Genomic DNA, 6,260 nt, shown 5'->3' with positions numbered 1-6,260 from the left:
ATGGATTGTGGAACACACTAACTTTTGTAAGGCGGTCCGCTGTTGGGTGTCTGAGGGAACACGCTGCACACCGGTTGTGGTGTGTGGGTGTTTTCTTGTGGTGTGGTTGTTGTTTGAGAACTGTATAGTGGGTGCGAGCATCTTTGTGGCCAAGTTGTGTAGGGCACATGGTGGATGCCTTGGTACCAGGAGCCGATGAAGGACGTGGGAGACTGCGATAGTCCTCGGGGAGTTGTCAACCGAGCTGTGATCCGAGGGTGTCCGAATGGGGTAACCCAGCCCGAGTGATGTCGGGTTACCAGCGCCTGAATATATAGGGTGTTGGGGGGAACGCGGGGAAGTGAAACATCTTAGTACCCGCAGGAAGAGAAAACACTGGTGATTCCGTGAGTAGTGGCGAGCGAAAGCGGAGGAGGCTAAACCGTGCGCGTGGGATACCTGGTAGGGGTTGCGTGTGCGGGGTTGTGGGACGCTGCTGGAAGACGCTACTGGGTCTTCAGCGTTGCTGGTCGTGTTAGTCGAACAGGTTGGGATGCCTGGCCGGAGTGGGTGAGAGTCCCGTAGGCGAAAATGCGATTGGTGCGTGTGGTGGTGTTCCCGAGTAGCAGCGCTTTCGTGGAGGGTGCTGTGAATCTGGCGGGACCACTCGCTAAGCCTAAATACTTCCTGGTGACCGATAGTGGATAGTACCGTGAGGGAATGGTGAAAAGTACCCCGGGAGGGGAGTGAAAGAGTTCCTGAAACCGTGTGCCTGCAAACCGTCAGAGCCTTTTGGGGTGATGGCGTGCCTTTTGAAGAATGAGCCTGCGAGTTACTGCTGCGTGGCGAGGTTAACCCGTGTGTGGGGTAGCCGGAGCGAAAGCGAGTCTGAATAGGGCGTGTGAGTCGCGTGGTGTAGACCCGAAGCGGAGTGATCTACCCATGGCCAGGGTGAAGCGCGGGTAAGACCGTGTGGAGGCCCGAACCCACCAGGGTTGAAAACCTGGGGGATGAGTTGTGGGTAGGGGTGAAAGGCCAATCAAACTCCGTGATAGCTGGTTCTCCCCGAAATGCATTTAGGTGCAGCGTTGCGTGTTGCTTGGGTGGGGTAGAGCACTGGTTGGTTGATGGGCCTTCGCGGGTTACTGAGATCAGCCAAACTCCGAATACGCCTGAGTGTGAGCGTGGCAGTGAGACGGCGGGGGAGAAGCTTCGTCGTCGAGAGGGAAACAGCCCAGAGCATCGGCTAAGGCCCCTAAGTGTGCGCTTAGTGGGAAAGGATGTGGGATCGCCGAGACAACCAGGAGGTTGGCTTAGAAGCAGCCATCCTTGAAAGAGTGCGTAATAGCTCACTGGTCAAGTGGTCCTGCGCCGACAATGTAGCGGGGCTGAAGCGCACCGCCGAAGCCATGCCATACGTGTTGTAAGACACGGATGGGTAGGGGAGCGTCCTGCATGCGGTGAAGCGCCGGAGTGATCCTGGTGTGGAGTGTGTGGGAGTGAGAATGCAGGCATGAGTAGCGAGTGCAGAGTGAGAATCTCTGCCGCCGGATGACCAAGGGTTCCTGGGGAAGGTTCGTCCGCCCAGGGTGAGTCGGGGCCTAAGGCGAGGCCGACAGGCGTAGTCGATGGATAACGGGTTGATATTCCCGTACCCGTGTTGATGCGTCCATAGCGAAACCTTTGATACTAACCATCCTGGTGTGTGTTGATCCTTCGGGTGAGATGCGTGCTGGCATGGGACCTGATGGGGCGGTAGTTAAGTGATGGGGTGACGCAGGAGGGTAGCTCTGCCAGTGAGTGGTAGTACTGGTGTAAGCCTGTAGCCCGGTGTGTAGGTAAATCCGCATGCCATATAGGGTGAGGGGTGATGCGTAGCCGTTGTGGCGATGTGAGTGATCCCATGCTGTCGAGAAAAGCCTCTAGCGAGTGTCTTCACGGCCCGTACCCGAAACCGACACAGGTGGTCAGGTAGAGAATACCGAGGCGGTCGGGTGAACTGTGGTTAAGGAACTCGGCAAATTGCCCCCGTAACTTTGGGAGAAGGGGGGCCACTGCTGGTGAACATCCTTGCGGTGGGAGCTGGTGGTGGTCGCAGAGGCCAGGGAGAAGCGACTGTTTACTAAAAACACAGGTCCATGCGAAGCCGTAAGGCGATGTATATGGACTGACGCCTGCCCGGTGCTGGAACGTTAAGAGGACCCGTGAACCCGTAAGGGTGTAGCGGAGAATTTAAGCGCCAGTAAACGGCGGTGGTAACTATAACCATCCTAAGGTAGCGAAATTCCTTGTCGGGTAAGTTCCGACCTGCACGAATGGCGTAACGACTTCTCCGCTGTCTCGACCACAGGCCCGGTGAAATTGCAGTACGAGTAAAGATGCTCGTTTCGCGCGGCAGGACGGAAAGACCCCGGGACCTTTACTATAGCTTGGTATTGGTGTTTGGTTCGGCTTGTGTAGGATAGGTGGGAGACTGTGAAGCATTCACGCTAGTGGGTGTGGAGTCGCTGGTGAAATACCACTCTGGTCGTTCCGGGCATCTAACTCGGGTCCGTGATCCGGATCGGGGACAGTGCCTGGTGGGTAGTTTAACTGGGGCGGTTGCCTCCTAAAGAGTAACGGAGGCGCCCAAAGGTTCCCTCAGCCTGGTTGGCAATCAGGTGTTGAGTGTAAGTGTATAAGGGAGCTTGACTGTGAGACTGACGGGTCGAGCAGGTGCGAAAGCAGGGACTAGTGATCCGGCACTGGCTGGTGGAAGCGGTGTCGCTCAACGGATAAAAGGTACCCCGGGGATAACAGGCTGATCTTGCCCAAGAGTCCATATCGACGGCATGGTTTGGCACCTCGATGTCGGCTCGTCGCATCCTGGGGCTGGAGTTGGTCCCAAGGGTTGGGCTGTTCGCCCATTAAAGCGGCACGCGAGCTGGGTTTAGAACGTCGTGAGACAGTTCGGTCCCTATCCGCCGCGCGCGTAGGAGACTTGCGGAAGGCTGTCCCTAGTACGAGAGGACCGGGACGGACGAACCTCTGGTGTGCCAGTCGTTCTGCCAAGAGCGTGGCTGGTTGGCTATGTTCGGGAGGGATAACCGCTGAAAGCATCTAAGCGGGAAGCCTGTTCCTAGATGAGGTCTCCCACCCGTTTGTGGGTTAAGGCCCCCAAGAGATGATTGGGTTGACAGGCCAGATATGGAAGCACGGTAACGTGTGGAGTTGACTGGTGCTGATAGGCCGAGGACTTGCTCACAAAGATTGCTACGCACCCACTATACGGTTCTGGGACAACAACCAGAACCCTTTTGATAACGCACCCACTATACGGTTCTGGGACAACAACCAGAACCCTTTGATAATTACAGATGACTGCTTGTCGGTTATCGACTCCTTGAATTTTCCTGCCCGGTTTGGGTGGGGTGAGGGTTGTCGGTGGCGATGGCGGGGAGGGTCCGCCCGGTCCCATTCCGAACCCGGTAGCTAAGCTCCCCAGCGCTGATGGTACTGCACTCGACAGGGTGTGGGAGAGTAAGACACCGCCGACACACTATTTGAAGGGGCCCCTTCTTCCATTCCGATCGATCGGGGCGGCGGACACGGGCGGCGGCGCGACGCCCCAAAATCGTCTCTGACCTGGCGTTTTCACCTTTTGTGGGGGGTGGTTGTTGGGGGTGTTTCGGGGCCGTGTAACTTATTCCAAGTCAGCGCGACACGGGCCGGGAAAACCGGGCCGGGCCTGATGCGGGTCCCGCGAACCAAGCTCTCACGAATGAGTGGTAGAGTGGGCGGGCCTGAAAACGGTAAGACTTGATAAAGTGAAACGCTTGCGCGTGTTGAAAACTGAAGACCGAATGGTTTTCCGAAGATAACGAATTGGGTCGGATCGGAAACGAGCCCCCCCGGTTTGACAGCGGAAAACACGATGGTCTAAAGTCGGTGACACAAGAAAGCGAAGAGGAAATGCTCCTTGTCGGTGGCGATGGCGGGGAGGGTCCGCCCGGTCCCATTCCGAACCCGGTAGCTAAGCTCCCCAGCGCTGATGGTACTGCACTCGACAGGGTGTGGGAGAGTAAGACACCGCCGACACACTATTTGAGGGAGAGCCCCTCTTTCCTTCCGGAACCGGAAGGAAAGAGGGGCTCTCCCCATTTCTGCATCCCGGAAATCCCCCGCATGGCGGCCGACGAGAAGTAACCGGGCCGCGAGGCGGGCACCGTCGGCTCCTTCGGCCACCAGGGGACGGGACTCCTCCGATCGGCGCAGCCAGCGGCTGCCACCTGCGGTGGTGGTCACTCGGGTGGCGTAGTTCGAGGGCTCGATCGCGAGGTTCGTCCGGCTTAGACTCGGGAGTTAGTGAACTCGTTCACAAGCGGGTTCCCTGGGGCGGTCCACCGGGACGAGCGGGCCGCGCCGCGCACTGCACCGGACCAAGGAGTGTCATGACCAGCGCCACCAGCCGCCGCCGACCGGACGAAGACGCCGAGGTGATCGTCGTCGGAGCCGGGCCAGCCGGATCGACGGCTGCGACGTACCTGGCCCGCGCCGGCCTGGACGTCCTGCTTCTCGAAAAGAGCGTCTTCCCGCGGGAGAAGGTCTGCGGCGACGGCATCACCCCGAGGGGCGTCAAGCAGCTCATCGACCTGGGCATCGACACCCGCGAGGAAGCGGGATGGTTGCACAACCGGGGTCTGCGCGTCGTCGGCGGCGGCGTGCGGATGGAACTGGACTGGCCGAGCCTGGCCGACTTCCCGCCCTACGGCGTGGTCCGCCCCCGCAACGACTTCGACGACCTGCTCGCCCGCAACGCCCAGCGCGCCGGGGCTCGCCTGCTGCAGCAGACCACGGTGACCGGCGCGGTCACCGACGAGCGAACCGGCCGGATAACCGGGGTCGAGGCCAAGACCGGGCCGGAGCGCGTGCCAGTCACGTACCGTGCGCCGTTGGTGCTGGCCTGCGACGGGGTATCGGCTCGGTTGGCGCTGTCGGTGGGCATCGAGAAGCGCGACGACCGGCCGATGGGCGTCGCGGTGCGCCGGTACTACACCAGCCCGCGCACCAAGGACGACTTCCTGGAGTCCCACCTGGAGCTGTGGGACCGTTCGAACCGCGACGGACCGAAATTGCTGCCGGGGTACGGCTGGATCTTCGGGATGGGCGACGGCACCGTCAACGTCGGGCTCGGCATCCTGTCCACCTCCAAGGCCTACGGCAAGACGGACTACCGCCAGCTGATGCGTTCCTGGTTGGACGGAACCCCGGAGGAGTGGGGTTTCCGGGAGGAGAACGCCACCGGCCGGATCGGCGGCGCGGCGCTGCCGATGGGCTTCAACCGGATGCCGCACTACCGCAACGGCCTGCTGCTGGTCGGCGACGCCGGCGGGATGGTCAACCCGTTCAACGGCGAAGGCATCGCCTACGCGATGGAATCCGCCGCGCTGGCAGCGGAATGCGTGGTGCATGCGCTCGCCCGACCGACTGGATTTTCGCGGGAGCAGGCGCTGCGGCGGTACCCGACCGCGGTGCAGCAGGCGCTCGGCGGCTACTTCCGGATGGGCAACATCTTCAGCAAGTTGATTGGCAATCCCGCCGTCATGCGGATGGCCACTAAGCATGGTCTACCGAGGGCCACGCTGATGCGTTTCGTGTTGAAACTGTTGGCAAATCTCTACGACGAGAAGGGTGGCGACGCTATGGACCGTGTGATCAGCACCACTACTCGGCTGACCCCTAGCGCTTGATGGCGCGAGTCTGGTCAGATGTCCCGAACAGTGTGCCGGACGTCTCAAAGTTAGGTTCGCCTCACTACGGAGTCGATGCGGGCAACCGCATAGAGTGCGCAACCGAAGCCGTAGATGTGTTCTGCGTCTCGGCGGGGGCCGCCGAAGGAGGGCAGCGGAGTGCTTGATCCCTACGTCCCGCTGGTGTTGTTGTTCGCGCTGGCGCTCGCGTTCGCGGTGTTCTCAGTCGCGATCGCGCCACTGGTCGGTCCCCGCCGGTACAACAAGGCGAAGCTCGACGCCTACGAGTGCGGCATCGAGCCGTCGCCGCAGCCGGTGATCGGCGGCGGCCGGATGCCGGTCGCCTACTACCTGACCGCGATGTTGTTCATCCTGTTCGACATCGAGATGGTCTTCCTCTACCCGTTCGCGGTGTCCGCGGACGCCCTCGGCCTGTTCGGCGTGGTCGAGATCGTGCTCTTCATCGCGACCGTCGGTTTCGCCTACGTCTACGTCTGGCGAAGAGGCGGCCTGGACTGGAACTAGGGAACGCCCGAGCGGGTCGGCCCACGA

General features: G+C 60.6%; 2 protein-coding genes and 3 rRNA genes. All 5 read left to right on the top strand.

What is annotated here, in order from left to right; genetic code table 11:
- The first annotated feature begins 147 nt into the window (after window positions 1-147).
- The 5 genes from SSPN_RS0138615 to SSPN_RS0138595 all read left to right on the top strand — a co-directional run bounded on the left by SSPN_RS0138615 (window position 148) and on the right by SSPN_RS0138595 (window position 6,233).
- Window positions 148-3,223: ribosomal RNA gene (locus tag SSPN_RS0138615) — 23S ribosomal RNA — on the top strand.
- A gap of 175 nt (window positions 3,224-3,398) precedes the next feature.
- Window positions 3,399-3,515, top strand: a 5S ribosomal RNA gene (gene rrf, locus SSPN_RS0138610).
- A 424-nt stretch (window positions 3,516-3,939) separates the two neighbouring features.
- A 5S ribosomal RNA gene (rrf, locus tag SSPN_RS0138605) occupies window positions 3,940-4,056 on the top strand.
- Window positions 4,057-4,409: 353 nt separating this feature from the next.
- Window positions 4,410-5,708: a geranylgeranyl reductase family protein gene (locus tag SSPN_RS0138600; RefSeq protein WP_010315559.1), complete on the top strand. Its 1,299-nt coding sequence runs from the start codon at window positions 4,410-4,412 to the stop codon at window positions 5,706-5,708.
- A gap of 114 nt (window positions 5,709-5,822) precedes the next feature.
- Window positions 5,823-6,233 carry an NADH-quinone oxidoreductase subunit A gene (locus tag SSPN_RS0138595; RefSeq protein ID WP_044577159.1) on the top strand — a complete coding sequence of 137 codons (411 nt, stop codon included), beginning with the start codon at window positions 5,823-5,825 and terminating at the stop codon, window positions 6,231-6,233.
- Window positions 6,234-6,260: the final 27 nt, after the last annotated feature.

Origin of the sequence: Saccharopolyspora spinosa NRRL 18395 (genome assembly GCF_000194155.1) — a bacterium.
In the GTDB taxonomy this organism is placed as follows: Bacteria; Actinomycetota; Actinomycetes; order Mycobacteriales; family Pseudonocardiaceae; genus Saccharopolyspora; species Saccharopolyspora spinosa.
This window is presented reverse-complemented; position numbering and strand designations above follow the sequence as displayed.

Coding starts and splice junctions, on each gene's coding strand:
- SSPN_RS0138600 (WP_010315559.1), top strand. CDS start 4,410: ATGACCAGCGCCACCAGCCGCCGCCGACCGGACGAAGACGCCGAGGTG.
- SSPN_RS0138595 (WP_044577159.1), top strand. CDS start 5,823: ATGTGTTCTGCGTCTCGGCGGGGGCCGCCGAAGGAGGGCAGCGGAGTG.